18 protein-coding genes are annotated in these 25,106 nt (G+C 57.8%); 4 read left to right on the plus strand and 14 right to left on the minus strand.

The window, feature by feature from the left end; all coding sequences use genetic code 11:
- Positions 1-6: 6 nt before the first annotated feature.
- The 4 genes from hemN to V6M87_RS15080 form a co-directional block, all read right to left on the minus strand.
- Complete coding sequence (gene hemN, locus V6M87_RS15065; RefSeq protein ID WP_332877463.1) at positions 7-1,437, minus strand: oxygen-independent coproporphyrinogen III oxidase; 1,431 nt, start codon at positions 1,435-1,437, stop codon at positions 7-9.
- A complete protein-coding gene (locus V6M87_RS15070) occupies positions 1,431-2,816 on the minus strand; it encodes a NarK family nitrate/nitrite MFS transporter (RefSeq protein WP_332877464.1) in 1,386 nt (461 codons plus the stop codon). The genes hemN and V6M87_RS15070 overlap by 7 nt, the downstream gene beginning before the upstream one ends.
- Positions 2,817-2,843: 27 nt before the next feature.
- The gene (locus V6M87_RS15075; protein WP_332877499.1) at positions 2,844-4,010 is read right to left on the minus strand and encodes an MFS transporter; all 1,167 of its coding nucleotides are present in this window, start codon (positions 4,008-4,010) and stop codon (positions 2,844-2,846) included.
- A 191-nt stretch (positions 4,011-4,201) separates the two neighbouring features.
- Positions 4,202-5,335, minus strand: a complete 1,134-nt coding sequence (locus tag V6M87_RS15080) for an NAD(P)H-dependent flavin oxidoreductase (RefSeq protein ID WP_332877465.1) — start codon at positions 5,333-5,335, stop codon at positions 4,202-4,204.
- 141 nt (positions 5,336-5,476) lie between these two features.
- On the opposite strand from V6M87_RS15080, the gene V6M87_RS15085 reads away from it, so the two are divergent.
- From V6M87_RS15085 to V6M87_RS15100, 4 genes are all read left to right on the plus strand, one after another.
- Positions 5,477-5,791 (plus strand): hypothetical protein, encoded by a 315-nt coding sequence (locus tag V6M87_RS15085; protein ID WP_332877466.1) that lies wholly within the window; start codon positions 5,477-5,479, stop codon positions 5,789-5,791.
- 82 nt (positions 5,792-5,873) lie between these two features.
- Complete coding sequence (locus V6M87_RS15090; protein WP_332877467.1) at positions 5,874-7,925, plus strand: ribonucleoside triphosphate reductase; 2,052 nt, start codon at positions 5,874-5,876, stop codon at positions 7,923-7,925.
- The gene (nrdD, locus tag V6M87_RS15095; protein WP_332877468.1) at positions 7,922-8,116 is read left to right on the plus strand and encodes an anaerobic ribonucleoside-triphosphate reductase; all 195 of its coding nucleotides are present in this window, start codon (positions 7,922-7,924) and stop codon (positions 8,114-8,116) included. Before V6M87_RS15090 ends, nrdD begins: the two co-directional genes overlap by 4 nt.
- Before the next feature lies 1 nt (position 8,117).
- Entirely contained in the window at positions 8,118-8,825 is a 708-nt protein-coding gene (locus V6M87_RS15100) for an anaerobic ribonucleoside-triphosphate reductase activating protein (RefSeq protein ID WP_332877500.1), read from the plus strand.
- A 341-nt stretch (positions 8,826-9,166) separates the two neighbouring features.
- On the opposite strand, the gene V6M87_RS15105 is transcribed toward V6M87_RS15100, so the two are convergent.
- From V6M87_RS15105 to V6M87_RS15150, 10 genes are read right to left on the minus strand one after another with little or no spacing between them, the layout of a single operon-like run.
- Positions 9,167-10,102, minus strand: a complete 936-nt coding sequence (locus V6M87_RS15105; RefSeq protein WP_332877469.1) for a COG2958 family protein — start codon at positions 10,100-10,102, stop codon at positions 9,167-9,169.
- 49 nt (positions 10,103-10,151) lie between these two features.
- A complete protein-coding gene (locus V6M87_RS15110) occupies positions 10,152-11,624 on the minus strand; it encodes a serine/threonine-protein kinase (RefSeq protein ID WP_332877470.1) in 1,473 nt (490 codons plus the stop codon).
- A complete protein-coding gene (locus tag V6M87_RS15115; RefSeq protein WP_332877471.1) occupies positions 11,621-12,199 on the minus strand; it encodes a hypothetical protein in 579 nt (192 codons plus the stop codon). Before V6M87_RS15115 ends, V6M87_RS15110 begins: the two co-directional genes overlap by 4 nt.
- Positions 12,192-13,877, minus strand: coding sequence for an ATP-binding protein (locus V6M87_RS15120; protein ID WP_332877472.1), 1,686 nt, complete (start codon positions 13,875-13,877; stop codon positions 12,192-12,194). The genes V6M87_RS15115 and V6M87_RS15120 overlap by 8 nt, the downstream gene beginning before the upstream one ends.
- Positions 13,874-15,016: a hypothetical protein gene (locus V6M87_RS15125; protein ID WP_332877473.1), complete on the minus strand. Its 1,143-nt coding sequence runs from the start codon at positions 15,014-15,016 to the stop codon at positions 13,874-13,876. The genes V6M87_RS15120 and V6M87_RS15125 overlap by 4 nt, the downstream gene beginning before the upstream one ends.
- Before the next feature lie 3 nt (positions 15,017-15,019).
- Positions 15,020-15,847: a hypothetical protein gene (locus V6M87_RS15130; protein ID WP_332877474.1), complete on the minus strand. Its 828-nt coding sequence runs from the start codon at positions 15,845-15,847 to the stop codon at positions 15,020-15,022.
- Positions 15,844-20,130, minus strand: a complete 4,287-nt coding sequence (locus V6M87_RS15135) for a hypothetical protein (RefSeq protein ID WP_332877475.1) — start codon at positions 20,128-20,130, stop codon at positions 15,844-15,846. Before V6M87_RS15135 ends, V6M87_RS15130 begins: the two co-directional genes overlap by 4 nt.
- Positions 20,127-21,431: a hypothetical protein gene (locus V6M87_RS15140; RefSeq protein ID WP_332877476.1), complete on the minus strand. Its 1,305-nt coding sequence runs from the start codon at positions 21,429-21,431 to the stop codon at positions 20,127-20,129. The genes V6M87_RS15135 and V6M87_RS15140 overlap by 4 nt, the downstream gene beginning before the upstream one ends.
- On the minus strand, positions 21,431-22,975 hold the full coding sequence (locus V6M87_RS15145; protein ID WP_332877477.1) for a hypothetical protein: 1,545 nt from the start codon (positions 22,973-22,975) through the stop codon (positions 21,431-21,433). The genes V6M87_RS15140 and V6M87_RS15145 overlap by 1 nt, the downstream gene beginning before the upstream one ends.
- The gene (locus tag V6M87_RS15150) at positions 22,975-25,101 is read right to left on the minus strand and encodes an HsdM family class I SAM-dependent methyltransferase (protein ID WP_332877478.1); all 2,127 of its coding nucleotides are present in this window, start codon (positions 25,099-25,101) and stop codon (positions 22,975-22,977) included. The genes V6M87_RS15145 and V6M87_RS15150 overlap by 1 nt, the downstream gene beginning before the upstream one ends.
- Positions 25,102-25,106: the final 5 nt, after the last annotated feature.

Consider the following 25,106-nt stretch of genomic DNA (forward strand, 5'->3'; position numbering starts at 1 on the left):
GCGGCGTCAGATCGTGTTCGAATAGCGTGGCGCGGCCGGACCTTCGGCCGGCGGCGCATGCAGGTGGCGGTCGAAGGCCATGCAGATATTCCGGATCACCAGGCGGCCGCGCGGCGTCACGCGGATGGCGCGCGCGTCGATCTCGACCAGGCCCTGCTCTGCCAACGGCGCCAGGCGCTGCAGCGCGCCGGCAAAATACACCGCCGGCGCCACGCCGTCCGGCACCGTCAGCCGGCCGAAATCGAGCGCGAAGTCGCACATCAGGCGGCCGATCACGCGCCGCCGCAGCAGGTCGTCGGCGTCGAGCACGATGCCGCGCGCAATGGGCAAGGCGCCGGCATCGAGCCGCGCATAGTAGGCCGGCAGCGTTTTCTCGTTCTGGCTGTAGGTCGCACCGACGGCGCTGATGGCCGAGACGCCCAGCGCCACCATGTCGGTGTCGGCGTGGGTCGAGTAGCCCTGAAAATTGCGCTGCAAGGTGCCGGCGCGCTGGCTCACCGCCAGGTCGTCGTCGGGCAGCGCGAAATGGTCCATGCCGATATACACGTAGCCGGCCGCGGTCAGGCGCGCGATGCACAGGCCCAGCATGGCCAGCTTGGTGTCGGCGTCCGGCAGCGTGGCCACGTCGATCATGTTCTGCGACTTGAACAGGCGCGGCATGTGGGCGTAATTGTAGACCGCAATGCGGTCCGGCCGCGCGGCCACGATCTGGTCGAGCGTGGGGCCGAAGCTGGCCACGCTTTGTAGCGGCAAGCCATAAATCAGGTCGACACTGATCGACCGAAAGCCGGCCTGGCGGGCGGTGGCCATGATGGCGAGCGTCTGCGCATGCGGCTGGATACGGTTGACCGCCTGTTGCACGGCCGGGTCGATATCCTGGACGCCCAGGCTGATGCGGTTGAAGCCCTGGCGCCGCAGCACCGCCACGCGGGCCGGTGTGACGGTGCGGGGGTCGACCTCGATCGAGAATTCGCCGTTTTCGTCGGACGCGAAATCGAACTGCGCGCGCAGGCTGGCCAGCAGATCGTCCATCTGCGCGTCGCGCAAAAAGGTCGGCGTGCCGCCGCCGAAATGGAGCTGGTCGACGCGCCGGCCCGGGCCCCAGAGCACGGCCTGCAGCGCGATCTCGCGCTTCAGGTACACCAGGTATTCGACCGCGTTGGCGTGGTCGCGCGTGACGATCTTGTTGCAGGCGCAGTAGTAGCAGAGCGACTCGCAGAACGGAATATGCACGTACAGCGACAGCGCCGCGGCGCGCGCTGCCGCGCGGGCCCGCCCCACGGCGTCGGCGTAGTGGGACGCCCCGAAGTCGCCGCTGAAACGGTCGGCCGTCGGATACGACGTGTAGCGCGGGCCCGGCTGGTTCAGTGCGCGCACCACGTCCACGTCGAACGCGATGGACGCGTCCTGCTGGCCGTTGTCAGCGAAGGTCAGCATGGCATGGCAGCGTTTTTGCGCGCGTAGTACCACCAGGTGATGCCGATGCAGCTGACGTAGAAGGCGATGAAGCACCACAGGGCCGCGTCCGGGCCGCCGGTCAGGGCGATCGACGTGCCGTAGCTTTTCGGAATGAAGAATGCGCCGTAGGCTGCCACGGCCGAGGTGAAGCCCAGTACGGCGGCGCCCTCCTTGTTGGCATCGATGACGGCCTGGTGCTGGACTTCGGCGCTCTTGCCCTTAGCCGCGCGCTGGTGTTCGGTCAGGAAAATCACCGGGATCATGCGGAAGGTCGACGCGTTACCGACACCGGTGCCGGCAAAGAGCAGCATGAACATCCAGAAGAACCCGGTGAAGTCGCCGCTTGAGCCGGCATGCGGCAAGAACGAGATCACGCCATACGCAGCGGCGATCATGGCGGCGAAGGTCCACACGGTGACCCGTGCGCCGCCCAGCTTGTCGGCAATGAAGCCACCCAGGACCCGGGCCAGCGCACCGACCAGCGGGCCGAGGAAGGCGTACTGCAAGGGATTGATGTCGGGGAACTGGGTCTTGATCAGCAGGGGAAAACCGGCCGAGTAACCGATGAACGAGCCGAACGTGCCGGTGTAGAGCCAGCACATGATCCAGTTGTGCTTGCGCTTGAAAATGACGGCCTGCTCGGCGAACGAGGCCTTGGCCGAGGCCAGGTCATTCATGCCGAACCAGGCGAGCACGCTCGACAGGAGGATGAACGGCACCCAGATGAAGCCGGCATTCTGCAGCCACAGGGTGCTGGTCTGGCCCGCCTTGACGGCGCTTTGCGGCGCGCCGCCCAGCGCGCCGAAGATGCCGGCGGTGATCACCAGCGGCACCACGAACTGCACGGCCGAGACGCCCAGGTTGCCCAGGCCGGCATTCATGCCGAGCGCGTAGCCTTTTTTCGCTTTCGGGTAAAAGAAGCTGATGTTCGCCATCGACGAGGCGAAATTGCCGCCACCGAAGCCGCACAGCAGCGCCAGTATCAGCATGGTCGGGTAGCCGGTGGTGGCATCCTGCACGGCGAAACCGATGCCGATGGCCGGGATCAGCAGCGAGGCGGTGGAAATAGTCGTCCACTTGCGGCCGCCGAAGATCGGCACCATGAACGAATAGAAGATGCGCAGCGTGGCGCCGGACAGGCCGGGCAAGGCGGTCAGCCAGAACAGCTGGTTGAAGCTGTACTGAAAGCCGATGGCGGGCAGGTTGACCACCACCACGCTCCACACCATCCAGATGGCGAAGGCCAGCGCCAGCGCCGGAATCGAGAGCCACAGGTTGCGGTTCGCCGTGGTACTGCCCCCGGCGCGCCAGAAAGCGTCGCTCTCCGGTTCCCAGGTATCGATAACATATTTGTTCATGATTGCTCCAAGTTGCAGATTGAAAGGTCAGGCGACGCTGGCTTTGGCGGCAGCGGCGATGTCGGGCTTGAACGAGAAGTGCATCCACACCAGCGAGACGCAGACCGACCCGTAAAGCAGCATGAAAGCGCTCGAGCGCACGCCGGTCAGGTCGAGCAGCACACCGAACAGGATCGGCAGGATGAAGCCGCCCAGTCCACCGGCCAGGCCCACCACCCCAGAGACGGCGCCGATGTTGTCGGAGAATTCGTCGCCAATGAATTTGAAGACGGATGCCTTGCCGATGGCCATGGCGGTGCCGACGATGAACAGCAGGCCGGTGAACATCCACGGCGTCAGTGCCAGGGACATGTTCAGGTCACCGTTGACGGTCTTGATGGCCATGCTCGTGGGCGGATAGGACAGCAGGAAGAAGCACACCCAGCACACCCACATCACGTACCAGGTCACCTTGTAGGCCCCGTAGCGGTCGGAAATCCAGCCACCCAGTGCGCGCAGCACGCCGCCCGGCAAGGAAAAGCAGGCGGCCAGCAACGCTGCCAGGCGCAGGTCGAAGCCGTATTCGCCGACGTAGTACTTGGTCATCCACAGCGCCAGGCCGACGTAGCCGCCGAAGACGACCGAATAGTATTGGCAGTAGCGCCAGACGCGCGGATCCTTGAGCACCTTCATCTGCTCGGAGAACGGCACACTCGCGCCGCTCTGGTGGGTGGGGTCGGTGGCGCTGAACAGCCAGAACAGGATGGCTGTCACCAGCATGGCGACCGCGTACACGGTCGGCAGCATCTGCCAGCCGTACGCCGTAATGATGGCGGGGGCGACGAACTTGGTCAGCGCAGAACCGGAATTGCCGGCGCCGAAAATACCCATCGCGAGGCCACGGCGCTCTTTCGAGAACCAGCGCGCCACGTAGGGTGTGCCCACCGAGAACGAGCCGCCGACGACACCGACCACCAGGCCGAGCGCGAGGAACTGCCAGTACGCCGTGGCTTTGCCGATCAGGTAGATCGGGATCACCGAGACCAGCATCAGCAGGAAGAACACGATGCGCCCGCCGTATTTGTCGCACCAGATGCCCAGCGGTACCCGCACCAGCGAGCCGCTCAGCACCGGCATGGCGGCCAGCAGGCCGAACTGGGTTTCGTTCAGTCCCAGCATTTTTTTGATCGGGATGCCGAGCACCGCGAACATCATCCAGATCGCGAAACAGATCGTGAACGACACCGTGCTGCTGGCCAGTACCCGCACTGCCTTGTTGTTGCTTGCCACGTGATTCTCCTGAGGTCTTTGGTATAACATCAGGGTAGGTGGAGCGGGCCCGGCCGCCAATTGGCAGGAAGGTGTTTTATGCAACGCAAGCGGCCTAGCGGCCCCTGCCAAAGTGACTAGGCGGGCGCGACGCCGTTCAGCATATAGTCGATCAGTTCACGTACGGTGCGCAGCGCCGCGCCGAACGGCAAGGGCTCGCTGCCGCGGAAGAACAGCCCGCGCTGGCGGTCGCCCTGCAAGGCAAACGCCAGCTGCGTGTCGATGCAGAACTGGCCCGCGCGGGCATTGCCGTCGCGCCAGCCGCACTGTTGCAGGCAGTCGAAGCCGACCGTGCATGGCTTGGCTTTCGCCTTCTGCTGGAGCCGCGGCTCCTTGTCCAGGTAGCGCATCAGCCAGGGCGTGCGCACTGCGCGCGCGGGCAGTCCGGCGGCACTCATGAACACAACCGTGTCGGCCGGTTGCGCGTCGAGCAGCACGCGCTTGAAGCCGTCGCAGGCGTCGCCTTCCGTCGTCACCGCAAACGGCGTGCCCAGTTGCACGGCACTCGCGCCCAGGTCCAGCAAGGTGCGCACCTGGCCGGGCGCATGGACGCCACCGGCCACGATGAGGGGAATGCGTTCGGCGTCGATTCCCAGTTCGCGCAGCAGGGCATGCACGCCTTCCAGTACCACGGCAAAACCGAAGCGCGGATCGTCGACGCCGGCCGCATCCGGCGCGCCGAGATGGCCGGCAGCGTAGCGCGGATTTTCGATCACGATGGCGTCGGGCAGGCGCTGGCGCCGCATCCATTTTTTCAGCAGCGTGGCAATGCCACGCACGTCGGAGAGCACGGGAATGAGCGCCACGTCGGGATGATCCCTGGTCAGATCGGGCAAATCGAGCGGCAGGCCGGCGCCGACCACCAGCGCATCGGCGCCGCTGGCGCACGCCTGGCGCACCAGCGCCGGGTACTGGGTGACGGCGCGCATCACATTCACGGCGACCATGCCCCTGCCCTGCGCGATCTGGCGCGCCATGACGATCTCGCGGTCGAGGGCAAGCAGGTTGGCGGCATCGATCCGGGCGCCGTCGCGGCCGGCGCTGGCCATCAGGTCAGGATGGTGGCGCCGCAAATCGACGCTGGCAATGGTGCCCATTGCACCGAGCGCCGCCACGCTGCCGGCGAGCCGGTGGGCCGAGACGCCCACGCCCATGCCGCCCTGGACGATCGGCAACAGCAATTTGTCCTTCAACGTAAATCTTTGCAACATGTTCAACTGCATGAGTTTTGCCTAAAGATAATTAGAGGCCGCACTGTATCCCGGAGCCGATTCTTTGATCCTTGAGGCACATCAACGATTCTTCGCTTGGTGAAACGTAACAAGGCGAGCTGACATCAAAAAGGTAAGCCAATGTTTACCGCCACCGCCGCCCGGAAAGCCGGGTTGCCGAACGCGAGGTCTGCGGCCTCGAACCGTCCGGGCCCAGGGTGTGCGTACTCGACGCGCTCGACTTACCGGGACAAGGCGACTGCTCGCGCGCACGAAGCCGTGCACCTGCGCTGCGCCATGGCCAGCCTGCTGGCGGCAATTGCATGCCGGTTCGCGCCGACGGAAAACGCCAGGGCGCTGGCAGTGCGCGTGCTGTTCATTGTGGCGCAACCTGGTCCATGCCATGTTCCTGTAGGCACGCCACAGCTGAACGATGACCTGCATCAAGGATATTGATAATTCTCAAACTCTTCGTTGACGCCACTATATGCAGTGGATTACCTTCATCAATCTACTACATCTAGTAACAGAGGCAATCATGGCGACTCCCAATCCACCCTTATTGATCCGCAAGCGCAACGATGCCATTGCGAATTTTTCGACGCACAACATCATCGCCGCGCTGACGCGTGCCGGCGCCGCCAGCGGTGAATACGCCGCCGACACGGCGTTGGTTCTGGGCGGCACGACGCTGTCGCGCCTGGCCGCGCTGCCGACCGGCGCGCCACTCGATGTCGAGCTGATCCAGGACACGGTGGAGGCAGTCCTGTGGGACGCCGGGCATCGCCGCACGCTGCGCGCGTATATCGTCTACCGCGAACAGCACCAGAAGCTGCGCCGCGACCGCTCGTCGCTGGTCGATGTCGCGTCGTCGATGAACGAGTACCTCGACCGCCAGGACTGGCGCGTCAACGCGAATGCCAACCAGGGCTATTCGCTGGGCGGCCTGATCCTCAATGTGTCCGGCAAGGTCATTGCGAACTACTGGCTCGACCATGTCTATCCACCCGAAGTCGGCCAGGCCCACCGCGACGCCGACCTGCACATCCACGACCTCGACATGCTGGCCGGTTACTGCGCCGGCTGGTCACTGCGCATGCTGCTCGCAGAAGGACTCAACGGCGTGCCGGGAAAGATCGAATCGGCGCCGCCGCGCCACATGTCGAGCGCGGTCGGGCAGATCGTCAATTTCCTCGGCACCCTGCAAAACGAGTGGGCCGGCGCCCAGGCCTTCAGTTCCTTCGACACCTACATGGCGCCCTTCGTGCGCAAGGACAATCTGCGCTATGACGAGGTGCGCCAATACATGCAGGAACTGATCTTCAACCTGAACGTCCCGTCGCGCTGGGGCACCCAGACGCCGTTCACCAACCTCACCTTCGACTGGGTCTGCCCGGAAGACCTGCGCGAGCAGGTGCCGATTGTCGCGGGCGAAGCGATGCCGTTCACGTATGGCGACCTGCAAGTGGAAATGGACCTGATCAACCGCGCCTACATTGACGTCATGATGGGGGGCGATGCCAAGGGGCGCGTGTTCACGTTCCCGATCCCGACCTACAACATCACCGAAGACTTCGACTGGTACAGCCCGAACGCCGAGCTGCTGTTCCAAATGACGGCGCGCTACGGCCTGCCCTACTTCCAGAATTTCCTGAACTCCGAACTGAAACCGAACATGATCCGCTCAATGTGCTGCCGCCTGCAGCTTGACCTGCGCGAGCTGCTCAAGCGCGGCAACGGCCTGTTTGGCTCGGCCGAACAAACCGGCTCGCTCGGCGTGGTCACGATCAATTGCGCGCGCCTGGGCTACCTGCACCAGGGCGACGAGGCCGGTTTGCTCGCGGCGCTGGACCGCCTGCTCGACCTGGGCAAGCAAAGCCTGGAAATCAAGCGCAAGGTGATTCAAGGGCACATGGACAACGGTTTGTTCCCGTACACCAAACGCTACCTGGGCACGCTGCGCAACCATTTTTCGACGCTCGGCGTGAACGGTGTGAACGAGATGCTGCGCAACTTCGACCCCCGCGGCAATGTCGAAATCACGACCACTGCTGGCCACGCCATGGCATTGCGCCTGCTCGACCATGTCCGCGCCCGCATGCGGCAATTCCAGGACGAGACCGGACACATGTACAACCTGGAGGCCACGCCCGCCGAAGGGACGACGTACCGCTTCGCCAGGGAAGACCGGAAACGTTACCCGGACATCCTGCAAGCCGGCACGGTGGAACAGCCGTACTACACGAACTCGACGCAATTGCCGGTCGGTTACACGGACGACCCGTTCGAAGCGCTTGAGCAGCAGGATGCGCTGCAACGCAAATACACCGGCGGCACCGTGCTGCATTTGTACATGACGGAGGCACTGTCGAGCGCCGACGCCTGCCGCACGCTGGTCAAACGGGCGCTGAGCCGCTTCGGACTGCCTTACATCACCATCACGCCCACCTTTTCGATTTGCCCCAAGCATGGCTACCTGCACGGCAGCCATGCCTTCTGCCCCAAGTGCGACGCCGACCTGGTCGCGCGAAAGGCGCACACATCCGTTCCACCCAAGTTTGACATTAACAGCAACAAGGAAACCACATGAACATTGCCATGACAACCCAGCCGCTTGCGGTCGCCCCCGTGATCCTCCTCGATAGCGAGCGTCAGCCTTGCGAAATCTGGACCCGCGTGATGGGCTATCACCGTCCGCTGTCCTCGTTCAACATCGGCAAGCAAGGCGAGTTCCACGAACGAAAATACTTCCGTGAGCAACAGCTGGCAGCGGTCGGTTGACATGGCCCCCCGTCAACTGCAAATCGGCGGGGTTGCGCCGTTCAGCGCCACGGACTATCCGGGCCAGCTGGCGGCGGTGGTCTTCGTGAACGGATGCGCGTGGCGCTGCAGCTATTGCCACAATCCCCATCTGCAATCGCGCAAGCAGCCCGCGCAAGTGTCATGGCGGGAGACGCGCGACTTCCTGGAAAGGCGCGTCGGCCTCCTCGACGCAGTGGTCTTCAGTGGCGGCGAGCCCACCACCGATCCGGCCTTGCCCGACGCGATTGCCGAAGTGCGTGCACTGGGCTTTCGCGTCGGCCTGCACACGGCCTGCATCTACCCCGACCGATTGGCCAGGGTGCTGCCGCTGCTCGACTGGATTGGTTTCGACATCAAGGCGCCCTTTTCCAGATATGCGGCCATCACCGGTGTGCGCAACAGTGGCGATCCGGCGCGAGCATGTGTACAGGCAATTATAGAGAGCGGCGTTGCCTATGAATGCCGGACCACCATTCACCCTTTTTTGCTGCCGCCTGAAGTGCTGCTCGATCTTGCGAGGACGCTGGCGGAGATGGGGGTGGCGAATTACGTGTTGCAGGAGTTTCGCGCGGTCGGGTGTGAGGATGCGGCGTTGAAGGCGGGTGCCGTGCATGGCTATCCAGATGCAGCGACTGTGGCGGAGGTTGCGCAGTTGTTTGGTCGGTTTGCTGTGCGTTGGGCGCATTGAGTGCAGAAATGGGAGATACGAAGCGCGCTCGGCGCGCTGCGCTGTGCGCGTTGCCATAGCAGATGGGCGATTCGGGGCGGGACGCGCCAAGACGCGCGAGCCATGCAGATGGCTCGCGCGTCTCCGCTGGCGCAACAAATGAAAAAGCCACCCGAAGGTGGCTTTTTCATTTAGTGCTGGCGGAGACGGTGTCTGTAGAAGTGCCCTCGAACGATCACAGCCTGCTGCGGACTACCCACCACCTTTATGGACCTAAAATTCTAGATGAGTCGCGCGCATCTAATTTGTAAACAAGCATTAGGTTCACGTTTCGGCTGGAATAATAACCCTCACTCCAGCGTCTAAGACACATCCCAATCTGCCAGCCTTGCTTCACCAATCTGGTAGAACTGTTTTACCAGCTTCACGTACTCCAGAAAATCCCGGTTCTCGGTGGCCAGCCGGTTGGCCATGTCCCAATCGATCTCGTCCCTTTCACGGGCTGGAATCAACACCTGACTTTCTGCCGGGTTGTCGGCATCCAGTTTGATCAGGCCGATGCCGTGCGCAGCGAACAGCATTCGCAGCTCCTTGAGCGTATCTTGGCCCTCGATCTCCGCCGCGACCAGATAGCCGAAGTTCGCCCACGACGAGTTGGAAACCGCCTGGAAAAAGCACTCGCGCACGTTCGACCGATTGATCAACAACTTGGCCTCAAACGACCACAGCTTGGTGCGTTTGTCGGAGTACTGATTCACGCAGTCCCGCACCTCCTGGTGCCACTCGGCGCCCAGGTCCTCCATCCCGACCACGTCCGGGTATAGCCAGCGGTTGCCGTTTGGCCCGCGCTTGTTCGATGAACGCTTTTCGTCAATGCGCTTCGAGTAGACGCCAAATTCTTCCCACAGATACAGCGAGAGCAGCGGATACATGGCGTACTCGCCGAGCGTGGAATCGCTACTATCGGCCAACGGAACGACGACCACGCTCTCAGCCGCAGCGACTTCGGCGACGTCCGACTTCTCTGTGTAGTAATACTTGCGCGGTCGACCTTCAGTGGTCTTCAACTCAGGGTGCCGTTTTTGTAAACGGGGGCGCTGCGAGCTGATCTCAGCGACTAACTGTTGCACCAAATCACCATCAGTTTTGATGTAGTCACTGCGACTATTCGACTTCTTCTCCTGGCACTCACCAGGATATGTGCTAAAAATCCATTCAGCAATCTGCCTTGCCGTCAGCTTCTCTTCGGCACGTGATCTCAAGCAATGGAGTACGGCTTTTGCCAGATTCAAGGCCATTTTTCGCCTCTCGGCGTCACGTGGACATCTTCGATGTCGAACCCACCAGTTACCATAGTCCTAGCCCCTGGTAACGTTCCCGCTTAGCTTCCAATTCCATCGAGTTATTGATTACCCGTAAAGCGTGCTTTAAATATCCTGCAGCCGCAGAATAGTCCCGCATTTGCTCGCAAACTTGAATTAGCCGGATTAGAACTTGCGGTTTGCTCGGGGACTTCCTATTGATCGCTTCAAGTGCTGCGCGAGCCCCCGAAAAATTGGCCTCCAAGCCAAACAGCGTCGCTCGCAAGAAATCAAGTTCTAACGATTCGCCTTCCTGATTTTCGGCATCTTGAATGAGATTTTTTGCGGGATCGATTTTACGAAGCGTCAGGAATGCCTTAATACCAAGCAGCCGGATCAACTGTTGATCGTTTCCCTGCAAGACGATCTTGTATCCTCGATGGAATACTTTTTCGAACTCAAACAGCCTGTTTGCGCGATAGAGCGCATTGAGCTGTTGCAACAACGCCGCGGAATCGCCAGTGCGGGCAAACTCATCCCCCGCTAGTCCTGCCGCCTTTAGGTAGTCTTTTGTCTCCAGAGCCTTGACCACTGATGCCGACCAATCAACCGAAACCTGCCCACCAAAAGACGTTATGGAATAATGCGGAGCATTTAATTGATGTTGCCTTGCCTGCTCAAAAACGCTGCGGAGCGATGCAATATCGTGATATCGATCGGAAGGGACTCTCTGCATGCACTTAAGGATCAGCTCATCAATTATGGGCACGATGTTAGCGTTGATTTCGCTGGGGCGCTTGAATGGTGCATGGCGACGAACTTGAGAGGGCGTGTCATGAGGGAGTTGCCCCGTTAACAGCTGGTACAAGAGAACGCCTAGGCTGTAGATGTCGCCTCGCAGCAAGTCATCAAAAGTTCCCTTGCGCGAAACACTGTCAGAAAACTCTGGCGCAGCGTACAGAACAGTGCCGCCGTTCTCTCTGGTTCGAACATAAATTTCTTCGGGCAGAGCGGAGCTCCCAAAGTCAGTCAACTTCACCAAATCTCCGGCACCCACGAGAATATTGTGCGGCTTGATATCTCCATGTGAGATAGGTATTGGCAACATCGCCAAAAAACCAACCGCATCGAGCACCTGCGCGTAGATGTTAAACAGCCGCTCAAACGTGTTGCCGAAGTTTTGGCTTCGTTGCTCCAGTTTTTGGGCAAGGCTTTGGCTCGGAAAGTACTCCATTTCAATGAAGAACCATTCGTTCTCCGGCGGAATTCTCCCCATATCGCAAATCCGAACGATATTGGGATGTGGATCTAATGTGAGTAGCTCTTTGCCTTCGGAAAGTAGGCGATCATCTTTTGTGAGGTCTTTCGGAATCTTCACTGCGACGATTGTGCCGTCCGATAGCCTCTCCGCCCGCCATACCCAACCATGACTGCCGTCGCCGAGGCATTCGAGTAACAGATATCTATCCCCTAAATGCTTATTGGTTCCCGGCAGAAAGTGTGCGGACTTAATATTCACATCAACCTTTCGCAGCGAATCTGTTTGAGAAGCAGAGTTCCGCCGCACTCAATTTCGAAAATAAACCTGCTAAACAGAACCGCTGTATTTCTCAGTGGCGGCACCTGCGCACCAACCGACGATTTGAAGCCTTGTCGGCATCGCTGTACAAACCCGTCTTTATTTGGCGCAGATACAACTCCTTTGTTCCATGCCGAAAGAATCAGAACAGAAGGGGCATCCCCCCACCTCAAGGATGCTTCAAGTAAATTACAAATCTTCTCATCGAGTTTTTTGTGCCCCCGGTCAGTTCCATCGAAGCGTTCGAACTCAATCAAGACATCAGGCGTGCGTTGGGTTCGACTAAACCAGGTAGAGTCGGCCCGAATGTCCGCGCCATGCGTCATCGGCACCGGACACTCTGACACCGCCATGTAGCCTATATGAGATCCTAGCTCATTCCATGCACTGCAACCCAAGCTGTGGATTAAGACGTCCTCGTCGCGCACACCCCAGGTAGACAGCATGGGGTAACTGCGATCGACAAATTCCAATGAGGACATTTCGGCACAAATACGCTCTGTGAGGTCAGTCACCAAAACTCCCCCAAACTCGCAGCACCTCAGGCGATTCACCGCCATGTATTAGTGCCTTACCTCCAACCTTGACCAGTAATGGCGCAGGAATTGATCGCCCACATACCAATGCCTCACCCGTTGATAAGTTCGGCAACTCGTCCAAGTCCGCCTTGCTTACCATGTCAGATGCTTTTGCGATAAATCGCTGGTCGTCCGGATTCTTTAGGCGCATGGTGATCAGGGTGTTGCATTGCGATGTCACGTCCGCGTCCAGCTTTGATGGACGTTGGCTAACGATGGCAAAGCCCACGCCGAACTTGCGACCTTCGCCAGCAATTTTCTTGATGATTCGGTGACTGACCGCATTTCCGCCTGCGGGCGCGAAATTATGACCTTCTTCGTAAACCAAGAAACAAGGGCGAAGCGGATCTGTCTTGCTGGAAGCTGCGCGCAAAATCTCACTCGAAAGCAGCGCGCAGATTACCTGTTTAGCCGTATCACTCAGCCCTTGCAGATCGATCACAACGAGTCGCCCTTGTTTATTCGAAGGACGTCCAACCATATTGTATATGTCTGTCGGAGCTGACATAGCAGCAGAGTAGAAGCTTTGCGCCTCGTTGAGTACCCGCGACAGCTTCATTGATGTCACCGCAGCACTACGGCCATTCAATGCTTTGCCTTCCGCTTCAGAAAGGTCGTCCCACTCGCGTAACTCTTCGATGCCATCTCCGAGGAGATGTCGAAGGCGATTGATGTCCCGTGGTTCGGTCTTGTCTGCCGTCCGCCAATAGCGCAAAGCAACATCAAGCACACGCTGCTGTGGCTCGGTAAGCCCGGGCAGAATCTCTGCCACATCATCCATCTCAAAGTGATCGAACTGCAGCGCAAGCTGGGTGTTCTTGCCAGCGTACTTGTGTTTGAACGATTCATTTTGTGGCGTGTAAACATGTATGCCAGCTCCGGCTTCCTGCAATCGTTCGAAGGTTTCGCGGATTTTGGGAAGCGCCGTACGATCGCGTCCGTCTTCGCTCTCCGACAGGCCTCCCGAGAAATTCAATTGCCCCTTCGCCAGGGCCTTTCCATACTCTCCATGGGGATCGAAAACAACAACGGTTCCATTGTTCAGTGCAACCAAGCGTTCAATGATACGGCCGACAGTATAGGACTTACCCGATCCCGTCATCGCCAATACAGCCATGTGCTCAGTGACCAGTTTGTTTACATCCAAAAAAACCGGGACCGTGTTTTCGCCGCGCTCATAGCCAACAAGATTTCCGAGGTGTAAACTGGTGTGTTCGTTAAACTCGTAGAAGTCGCTTAGAAATTGGAAATCGACCGTTTCAACGGCGGCACCTGGATCTAGAGGACGGCGTGGAATTTTTATCTGGCGAGATACAGGATCGCGGTAGCCGACCAGCGCGACATTTGCGTAGAGATTCTCGCCTGTGACACTTGCACCGGGGAGCAACTCGAGTTCAGTCACGCCATCACCAAATCCAGCGTTGAACAGCATATTGGTTCGGGTAATTTTGGTGACTCGCCCAAGCACCGGCACAATGCTTTCATCCGCGCGCTCCTGATGCATGATGCGGACAAACTCTCCTCGACGTATAGAAAAGGAATCCTGAACCACCATCGTCAGCTGTGCTGCGTCACCAGTGTTACCAACCAGCTTTCCAAGTACTTTGTGTTTCATGATTCAAACCCTTCATCAAGACCGGACAACCACGTGCTTTCCACGTCGTTACTGCGCAATGCTTCATTTAACCCCTGCTGGTAATAGGCAGAGAACTTTTCGAGAATATTAAGTTGCTGCCGACTTAGCAACTGCGGAAGTGGCATGGCTTTCTTCTGGCTCTGCATATCCAGAATCATCAATCGCGATGAAACGGTGTCCAGCAAAGCAGAATTCCAGTCGGACTCTTCGCCAGCCAACTGAGCCATTTTTATTTGACTTGCGCGAGCGCTGCGAAAGTGAAAACCGATAACGCCTTGGGTTACCTCACTAGCGGGCTCCATTCTAGAGCGATTCTCGGTCATCCGAAAAGCGATAGTTCGGTTGAAATTGCCCAATATTCCATTGATAAAACGCGTATCACCAATGCCGCTCAGCCGACTTTCCAGGCCTTCGAGCATGGCGGCCGATTCCGGTGCAAAGCCATCGGTGGTCAAAATATGCTTGCGGCCTTCTTCAGTTCGCAAATCTTGACGAGCGATACTAACAATCGCGGAGAAGCGCTCAGCCAGAATACTGACGAGCACAGGACCTTCCTGATTCCATGGAAACAGGGTTTTCCGGTTGTTCTGCCAAAACTTTTCGATAACGTCTCTGGTCTTTTCAAACTCTGCCCAATGCCGCACATTGCGCTTCAGGGGAATCATCTCCCGATCAATGAAAAGCGGCGTATCGATCAGAATCAGGTTGGCAGAAACACCCTGCTGCAACAGCCGATCTACCAGGGCATAACAGTGTCTCATCTCCACCAAGTCCAGGCGTTTTCTCTGCGCTTCGAAATCGATGTCGTCCAGCTCGGAGACTGAATCAGTCCCAGCCGTACTGACCTTATTGTCCTGAATCGTTAAATCCGTCCGCACAGCTGCGGATGCGTAGATAAAGCCACCCAGAGCACGGTGAATACATGAGTGACTCGCAATGCCGGAGACCGTGAGATTGACGACAGATGGCCGCTTGACTGCCTTAATTAAACCGGCATCTCGAAATAAGGGGGCTACTTGCTCAATATCTCGAATCTGTTTAAGTAAGCGCCCGGCACTGCCTGGCAATCTCAGCTGACAATCAATAGCCAATGCTTGCGCAAGATTTGTTGTTTTCATTGGCTAGGCCTCACTTCTCAGGCTCTCGGCAAATACCCAGTATTTGGACCCCATCAAATGGGCCAATCCTTTTTCGGTAAAGCCATTGTCATGGATAAACCCGGCATTTCTTAGACGAACCATACTTTCCGACAGATCAAAGCTGGTCAGATTCAAGAGTGGCACGGCATATGTTTTCAACTTGTTCGACAAGCCCTCGGCTGTCACGACATTGAATCCGTAACTGCACACCAAAACGGTGACATCCTCCGGGAGTATCGCATCATCTTTCGGGAGCTCTGTTTCGTTCTCGCGCGCAGAGGACAACCCACACAGCCTCTCGATATTGACCAGAAAGTCATGAACCAACGTAGCCTGATCCAACAAACTGATGGACCAAAGCGGTAGCGTCGTGGCAGCGACCAGGCCGCTATTGGAATGTCCTTTCCAATAGCGTGTATGGCAAGTCAGCTTCCCCGGCGGCGTGTCTTCGGTACAAGCACCATCCATCCCGCGCAGCTTGTAGGTCATTTCGCCCGTCAGTAGGCTCATAAGCGATGCTTGGTTGACGGCTGCCGAACTTGACGGTGCCAACTCAACCACCCAGTCCAGAGAATGGAAAACGATCCCTTCCTGGTATGGAGGGAGGAGGAGCAATGAACGACCAGGTTGGCGTACCCAGGCCACACATTCCTCTTGAATCTCTCTGGATGCCTGCAAAGTTTCGCCTGTCATCAACACAAATCCCGTCTTCGGCAAGCCAAGCTCAGACGCCTGCGAAATTCCCAGCAAGCTGGCCAGGAAACGCCCTCTACGGTGCGCCTGCAATTCCGGAGTCAAATAAAGTTTCACACTTCCCCCCCGAAATAGAGCTTCATTTTCAGGATACCCTTGGACACTAAAGCCTGTTGAGCGGGTTGGGACAGCACTGGGCTTTTGCCCTCGGCTATCGCCTTCGCCAAATTTTGCCAGTCCGCGAAGTCAAGGCCCGTCCCGCTTAGCAACTGGGCCGCTTTGGCTTCCCACTGCAATTGCTGCAAATCTATCGTCACATGCAGGTCATGCAAGGAAGGGGGAGATACGTTGCTCGGGCTAATTGCAGCTGGCGCAGCTTCGTTGCAAGCACTGAACAGTGGCATCAGTACCGGAAGGTAGCGCTCATTGGTCTGACTGACCAAGACCTCCCGATGCGACACGATTGTTTTTTCAATCTTGTGAATGGCACCGCCAACGCTGTGCAACTGAGAGTGAATGGGGTTGAGCAAACGATCAGGGATGTCGCGGATGGCGCTGAACTGCCCCTTGCGTGCTAGCTCCCGAAACTTCTCACGTTCACTCTTGGCTGTGTCGGCCAACTCTTCAAACGCATCGCCAATCAACACCAATTTTTGTGCGAGTGTTGCAAGCTCTTGGGCATTTTCTGGCGTTGCATAGTCCGTAGGCATGGGCTCCAAGACTCGTGTAGCCTCTGCGCATCGCCCTTGCAAGTCCGCAAGGTACTCTGTGATCTCAACAAATCTTTTCTTGCCTGCTCTATAGCTACTGGCAATACAGCCAAGGTTCTCAGCCAGACCAAAAGCCGTTCCATTGTCGATATTGATGCCCGCTTCCTCGGCGAGCAGGCGCAGACGATCCGCTGCCTTGTCCAGCTGAAGTGAGCGCAGGTAATGCAGCAAGGTGTCTGAGCTCGCAGTACCCTCTGCCGCCGCAGTGCCGCTGGCGTTGTGTTGCTGCAAGGCCCCATCAAGAATGTTGGTCACCGTCTGTAGTGACAGGGTGAACAAGCCACGCGGGAACAAAGCCAGATTCTTTGCATCAGCTTCAATGTCGGTGATCAGATGATCGATGCCTCGCTTAATTTGAGTTGCCGCCTTCTCCACGTAATCCGCAAACAGCCGAGCCTGTTCGATACGCTGATAGAGCGATTGGCTCTTGTCGTCGAGGCGCAGGGTATTGATGTTGCCCAAGGAGATCTCAGGAACTAGCGCAGGCAAAACGCCCGCGACCCGCTGCAGCACCTCAAAGCGTCCAGCAAGTAGGGCGGGCATCTTGTCACCAATAGCATCCAAAGCATCGGCACCTTGTAAGGCTAGCGCTTCTTCCCCGACCTTCAGCGACTCAAAAGCGGCGCGGGCCGCTTTGAGCAATTCGTGCGCTTCCACCGTTTCAGTCCCGATGGGTGACTTGCCCAAGGGGGCGAAGAGCCCAGGGATGCGGTCATAGCCGAAAATGCGTTCCAACTTAGCAACCACAGCCTTATAGCCGTCGGCACCGCCGCCGTTAAACCAGTTCTGGGCCTCGTTGATGGCATTATCCAGCTTAGCCCTTGGCACGCTTTGCCATTTGGCTGTTGCCGCAGTTGCATCCTGTAGCTGCAACAAATGTAACTCCCCGCACCACCACATCCAGTCATCGAACACGTTCTTGGCTGTCACGCTGGCATGTTGCAAGTAGCCCCAGTACCAGTCGCGCTTGGCCTTCTCCAGCGTCCATTCCTGTGAGCTGGCCGGGTTTGCTATACGCGCCAAGAAGAACGGGAGGTTTGCTTGCGCCTGCTGCGGATTGGCCAAGCCAGTAAACAAGCCAGATTGATCTTCCTTCGCGAAACCGAGACTAAACAGCTTGCTTGGCAGGGCCAAGCGTTGCATCAGCGATGCAACTTCCTCGGCATCAATACCGTGCTTGGTTTCCAGATCATTCAGACCAGAAAGGGCCGGCTCCTTGAAAACAAACACGGTCCAGGCCTGCAGCAGCAAATCGCGGTCCTGCGCGCTGATCTTGCCAGTTGGCTTGAGCGGCCAAGCTATCAAGCCGCGCTCATTCAAGCGGGCGCGCCATTGCTGGATCGCTTGATAAGCAAAGTCGCGCAGGGCACTGAGCTTGTTCTTGAACTTACTGGTCAGTCGTGCCTCATCCAGCACCAAACCCTTGCACTGCTCGGGTGAGAGGCCGATGCGTTCCAACTGGTCCACTTCGCTGGGGTTCAGGTAATAGAGCAGCAAATCGTCTTTGAGCTTTTCGCTGACATCGCCCCGATTGTATTGCTCCATCAAGTGGGTAGAAGCGGTGAATGCCGTCACCGGGAAGCGTCCTTCATCGGCATGACGTCTTGCCGCCAACTGATGCAGGCGGTCCAGCTCTTCACGGTTGTTCACCCAGGCAAACCAAGCCAGATTGTCCGGGTGCAACTTCAGCCCCTCGCAATACAGCAAGCCACCACGCTGACCTCCCCCTTGCCCACGCGGACTGGTTTGAATGTACAGATTGTCTTTGTTGGAGAGGGCGGTCTGTGCGTATTGCCAGTTCTTGTCTAACAAACGCATTAGTCCCATCAGCCGTGCCGTCCAGCGCAAGCCCGGGTTGTGGCCGCTGGCCTGCAAGAAGGTCTTTATCGCCGCTTCGTGCACATCGGCATCCGCCGGGTCGCGGAAGATCATCGAGTTGTGTTGCTGGTTGCGGTAACGCAGATCCAGTCGCAACAGCATTGCCACGCTGGGGCCAATATGGGTGGCTTCATCATTCGGAATGAACTGGTCGCCGCCAATCAGCTTTTGCCACAGGGCGTCAGCTGCAAACTCCACAGCCGGGTGATCGTAGAGCAAACTCAATAGATGCTTAAACTCGCCGCGTGATAGCGGCATCAGCAGCACATCTTTATCGGCCTCATTGATAGCGAACGTACGCAGGTTTTGCAGTAAGGCAGACAGGCTCAGAGCCTGCTCCACTGCGGGGTACAGCCATTCGTCCTTTTCGCGCTTGAATTTGGCTTCTTCCAACGCCTGGCGGCATTGGAGGGCGTCAAATGGCATCTTGCGATACAGGCTGGCGACCGGTTCGCCATCCTCATTAGTAAGCGTCAACAGTTCTTTGCAGCGCGTAGGTGCGGCATCCAGTGCGACAGGCAGTTGGCCGTAGAGCAGCGATTGCGCAACGGCGCGCAGATCGTGATCACCTGTCTTGATGCCCTCGATGGCGTGTTTGTCCAGCACATGCTCAGCGACACGGCCAGAGCTCTCAACTACAGCATCGAACAGCACGCCCATATCGATCACTTGCTTGCCCGCTGCGGCATACTGAGCCAGCACCGCATCGACATTGGCCATGATCACGTTAAACCAGCCAAAGTTGGCACCGCTCATGGCGTAGGCGGCTTCCACCAGCCCTGTTGGGTAGTCGTGCGCCAACTTACGCTCAGCCTTGAGCTGGGCCACATAGTCACTCACGTCCGCAAAAGCATTGTGTTCCAGCTCGACCAGCTCAAAACGGCGCGCGACGGATTGAATCTCGCGCAACTGCTGGCCCAGCAAGGGCGAGCACAAAGCCACATAACGCAGCCAAGGCAACTTGCGTCGCGGGTCCTCTTCCTTGATGGCCTTGCCAATCAGGCGGATAGCCTGACCGTCGAGGCGCTTGGCATCGTCTTGCTCCAAACCAAAGGTGGCCGCCTCAGCCACGGTTTCCAGCTCGTCCAACACCACCAGTACATAGCCGATGCCAAACTTTTGCAGATAGCTGTAGGCAGACTGCACCAAGCGCACGACCAGGCCTTCTTCTTCGTAAAGCGATTCCTCAGAGTGGGCCTTATCCAACTCCAGGCAGTGCGCCAGCTGCTGAGGGTCGAAACCGGCCGGATTCAGACGATGCAGCGCCTGCTCAGCAATCTTGCTTTGAATCGAACCATCAAACTTGCCTGTCGCCAGCGGCAACAGTGCCCGGTAAAGCCCAAAGCCGAACCAGTTGTCCGAGTTCTGGTAGTCGGAAGCCACTTGCGAATAGCGGATGTACAGTGCCAGATACTTGTCTTGCGTGGCCTGGTCAAACAGCTTTTTGTCCTCCAGCTGGGCTCCGTCTTCGCGCACAAACCAGCCTTTGGAGCAGTCGTTGATCTGGGCGATCAACTCATGGCCCAGGCGCGATTTACCGCGCCCCCATTCCGCCTCCACCGCAAACACATGGGCAAAGTTGTCCGCATCCTGATCCACTGTGTGGATGAAGGTGCGGTAGCGCTTGAAGAAGCGACTCTGGCCAACCAGCGGATCACGCGGCGGGTAGTCCGAAACACCGGTGGCTGCCCAACTGTGGCGGCGGGCAAAGCCTGCAATGTCGGCGGCGGTGAGTTGATCGTTTTTATTCATGCAATGGGCTCCCTCTGAACCACGTACTCTGCCTCTGCCTCACGGACAGAACGATGTTGATAGACTTGTTTGTGTTCGAGATACAGGGCCGCGGCAGCAAGGCGTGCGGACTGCCACAGCAACTTGCCCGTGCGGTTGAACACGCGGCTTGCGGGCAGGCGGTAACACTGATCAGAGAACTCAGGATGAATCTGGTACTGGCCCAGTTGGCTACTGGCCCCGTCCTGATATCGCCACACGGCGTGCTTGAGCAACAAGCCTACCATCGGTGACAGTTGTGCATTCAACTCAGAAGCCAAGGACTGTTGCGGAAAGCAGGCCAAACCGAGCCTTGTCAGTATGTCCAGTAGTAGATGGGCCAGCGTGCCACAGCGCACCTCGTCGCCCTCAATGCCCATCACAGTGACGGAAATTTCGGCGGGTGCAAAAGCGTTTTGGCCTGCAGGTAGCTCCAGCAGTAAACCGCCCCTGTTCTCGGCCCGCCAGGCATCCTGCGCAAAGGCCAGCATTGCTAGCAAAAGCACCCATGGTTGGGCCAATACCCAGCACATGACGGTCTGGTCATCGGTGATGAAGGGTGCGATGCCCCCTGACAATAGCACTTGCTCTGCGGACTTTGCGGCTGCGGTTTTGAATTTCTGATCGTGCGTGGCGGACTCCAGCACGAAGGGCAATGCCAACAGTCGCCCCTTGACCCAATTCTGCTGCGCCTGGATGCCGCTGGCGTCCACCTTGGGTAAGGGAGGGGGCGCATCGGCAAACGCGGCCAGCTGTGCGGCAACTGCCAGGATGCGCACCAGCGCAGGCGTTGCCGCCGCTTGCTCAAAGCTCATCCCCAGCAATTCCCGTTCAAACGCAGCGTAAGGGCTGGCAGTGAGCATCGCGCTTTCCAAAGCGGCTTCTACCCAAGAAGCGGCTGGCCCTAGGCCAGAGATCAACCCGACCAGCGGTCCAGAATTGTTCCCCTGAGCCGCCATCTGCCCCGCCTCTTTACAACGTGCGGCGGCAAGGGTCAGCCACGCCGCGCGCACGTCCATCTGCTGCGCCAACAGCGCGCAAATCAGTTCGGCATCGCTGGCCAAGGTAGGCCGCACCCTCAATAAGCGCTGGCTGATGATCCAGCCCACGCTTTTAATTGCACCCTTGACCTCTCCCCGGTCGCCAGCGTCCTCCGCTTCAAGCGGGTGGGCCAGGCAACGCAACAGCGCCAAGCCGTCGCGCTCATTGGCGACAGCGGCCGTAAAGCCCGTGGCCAGCAAGGTACGCAAACGCAGTATCAAGGCGGACAAGGAGCTGGCCATCAATCCACCTCAGCCTGCGAGAGAAAGCGGTAAAGTTCGTCCAGATCGCTGAAAAGCGCTGGCCCTTGTCCATCAACTCGATCGGTCCTCAGACGATTCAAAACGCGACGGTCGAGTTGATCGTTACCGGCTTGCAGCGCTTGCTCGGCGGCGATCAGTTCGGCTTCCGTTAGCTGGCCTTCGATAAGGGCTTCAACGAGGAGCTTGGCGGCATTGGTCAACCGCTGCGATAACTTTACGGCAGCATTGACGTACCGAGCCTGGTCTCCGATCGTTTTCTCAACTTCAGCTTCATAACGAGGAATTAGTAGTCGTCCAACTGATGGGTAGTCCAATGCGTCCCGAGTGCCGCCAATCGCCAAGCGATCGACTTGGTACTTAAGAAATCTTGAATTGAGCGCCGCACAAACATATCCCGACTCAATGCCATCTTTAATATTGAATCTGACGGAGTGCTGATTGATGTTAACGGGGATATCTTCCTCGGTAACTAGAGCGGCTGTCCCGGGATAACCTGTAATCGTGAAGATGATGTCGTCGGCCGCACAGCGGCTTCTTGCCAATTCCTCATCCGCCAATTGGTCAATATATACGGCATCAGACAAATCCAATCGTAGTGGTTTTACGTTTTGGACGCGGGCAAACAGAATTCCTTTATCGAAGTACTGCGCACCTTTTGGCGTCGCTCCGCCAGCAATCTGCCTAACTCCAACCAATGAACTCAATGGTTCTAAACGCGTGCCATCAGCCTCTGCGCGCTGAATTAAATCTAGCACTACTGGATCGTATTGTTTGGGATTGATCCGATAGGGATCAAGATCTTCCTTTTTTGCCACCCAGGAAACTCTGGGTGATAGAGGATTTTTCACGAGACCGGAAAAATGCGCATCGAGAATGATGTTTAGCGTATTCGCCCAAGCCCGCAGCCGCTCGGCCTGGCGGATTTTATCGCCGATGTATTTTTGGGCAAGCTCAGCTGGCGTGTACAGCGTGATGCCTTTTATGTGTTCATTCGACAGATTTAGCTGGCCGGTCGATCCAGAAATTCCGGCCTCGAGAACGCGCTGCCCCCAATAGGTATTGAGGAAGGCACAGGTGTAATGACTATCAACCGCATCGGTTCGAACAATGAACAAATGGTCATTGGTGTACACCTCCTCATCAGACAGAAAAATTGAGGCACGTCCAATGGTTCCTGAGCCAGATCGGGTGATGACAATGTCGTCTTTTTGTAACCGCTGTCCCGCGACTTCATCTTTGCTCGCCGGCTGGATGTAACTCAGCTCTTCCAATGAAACGATCATCTCATTGGTGTTCTTCGGTTTAATACAAAGCAACCCCGCATCGTCCGAGTAAGATGGAGACTTACCTTGGCGAATTGGCCTTTTGCAGACACTTTGCAGAAAGACCCAAGGCTGCGTTTTTATTTTTTCCTTCGCCTTCGTGATTTCTGGGCGATATGTTTGCGCCGTCAGAAAGTCTTGGATCTTGTCTGGCGTAACCCGGTTGATATGAAAGGCTTCTCGCAAGGTATCTACAGACATCACTCACCCCGCTTATAAGCGCCAACAATCTTGTCGAGGTCATTCGGAACGCCCGCCGAGTAATCCTCGATATTGTTTTTCACCACATAGCCCAGCGTTTCGGCCACTGCCATAAACACATCGCCTTGCGGTTCAGGCAGAAACTGCTCGAGGTGTTCTCTGTTAGCATGGCGTTTTTGCAGGTACAGCACCGAGGTTTTGGCCCCCGTACCCGAGAGCTTGAAGGTATCCGCCGGGAGGGACAGCACCGCCTTGACGATGGCCTTTCCGCCCACAAACTGGCCGGTTTTCTCGTCCTTAGTGCCCATGATGTACTCGCGCACATAACGTTCGCCGGAGTTACATAGTACGCCATCGGGCAACACAATGAGCAGACGGCCACCGGGACGCAACAGTTGCAGGCAGCGGTCGATAAAGAGTACAGCCGGGTCGATAGTGGCACCCACCGGCTCCCAATTACCCTTTTTATTTGGCTTACTGCCCAGCGCCAAACCGCTGGTGGTGGGGAATAGATTGTAGACCGCCTTTTTGCCGGCGGAGACATTGCGCAAATCGGTACGGTAGCCTGGCCACTTGGGCGCGCCGTCTTCATCCAGGTCGAGGTCGCCTGTGTCTTCCCACTTCATCTTGAGGTGGTCGTAATAGGCCACGTACTCATCAACCACTTTTTCGGTGGGGCGGAAGCCGCCCAGCACTTGCTCCATCTGGGCTTCGTATCGCTCTTTGGATTCCTTGCCTTTTTTGTCGCTGGTGAACTTGGGCGTACCAAACGGCGGGTTGGTGCAGATGAGGTCAAAGCTGTTCGGCTTGAACGCCTTGGTGGTTAGCGAGTTGTCTGTGTAGAAAATCTTGGCCTTGGGCGCGCCTTGCAGGGCCATGTTGACGCGGGCCAGCATCACCATGCGTGGGGCCGCATCAGCACCGATAAAGGCGGTGTCGCGCAGGGTTTGTTTGAGCGCTTTTTTCTGCGCATCACTCATTCCGCCCAAGTGATCGACCACGCTTTCGATGTGGCTGAGCGCCACCGAGCCAAAGCCGAACGAGCCGCAGGTGGGGTCGCAAAAGCGGAATGCGCCCGCCGTGAGGCGTTCCATGATGGCGTTGTCTTGCTGGATGTCGTGCATGGCAATTTCCAGCATGGCCTGCTTGACTGGGTTGGGGGTGAGGTACACGCCCAAACCGCCTTTGGATTCAAAGTTTGCACGCAAAAACACATCGAACACCCGGCCCAGCAAATCGCCCGCCACATCGGCCAGGGTGCCAATTTCTTTGCCGGCGATCATGCGGCCCTGGTTGTCAGTTACGGCCCCAAGGTCCTGCATCGCCTCCAGCAAGGTACGGTAGTTTTCCGGCTGCGTCAGGCGCAGGTGGGAGTCGCTGGGGAAGATGGCATTGCGGGTACCGTCGTCGCTGACCACCACATAGTCTTCGTGCGCCTTAAAGGCTTCAAAGGCTGCCTTGATTTGCTCGACTGCCTTGGCACGGTGCTTAGCCACGTAGTGATGGTCAAACACCTCGCGAAAGCGCTGGGTCTTGCCTTCGTGATCGGTAAAGCTGAGCTCGTCGCCATGATGGACGCGGAAGGTTTCGAGGAACAGCAACTTGGCCACTTCTTCGATGATGTCGTTCTTATCATTGACGCGATCTTTGACGGTCTGGAAGACTTGCTCGTGAAAGGCGTCAAAGCGGTGCATCAGCAGGGTGTAGATGCGCATCGACCAGCGGAAGGTCGGGTCTTTTTCCAGCTTTTCGTAGTTGCGGATCAATTCGATGGACGGAACCTCGTCCACCGAGTGGGTACCATCGCTGCCATCGACACCAAACAAGCTATAACAGCGGCTGTTTTTGTCATCTTGCATGTGCGCAAACACGGGCCAGTCTCCGCTGACGCTGGCCAGCAGCTCGTAAGCCAGTTGATCCAGCTTGTCTGCGCGTGAAGTGTCCCAGTGCCCCGGTTCCAGTGCAATCAACAACACGGCCGGGGTCTGGTTACCCTGGTCTTCTCCCCAGACCAAACCGGCTTTCACGAAATCGTGATCGCCGTTAAGCGGGGTGTGCTCGGTGTAATCGCTGTATTTGGCGCGGATGGCTTGGTAGCGTTGATCCAGTGTTTGTTCAGTTGCCATGGAGT

Origin of the sequence: Massilia sp. S19_KUP03_FR1 (assembly GCF_036688685.1) — a bacterium.
GTDB lineage: Bacteria > Pseudomonadota > Gammaproteobacteria > Burkholderiales > Burkholderiaceae_D > JALYUM01.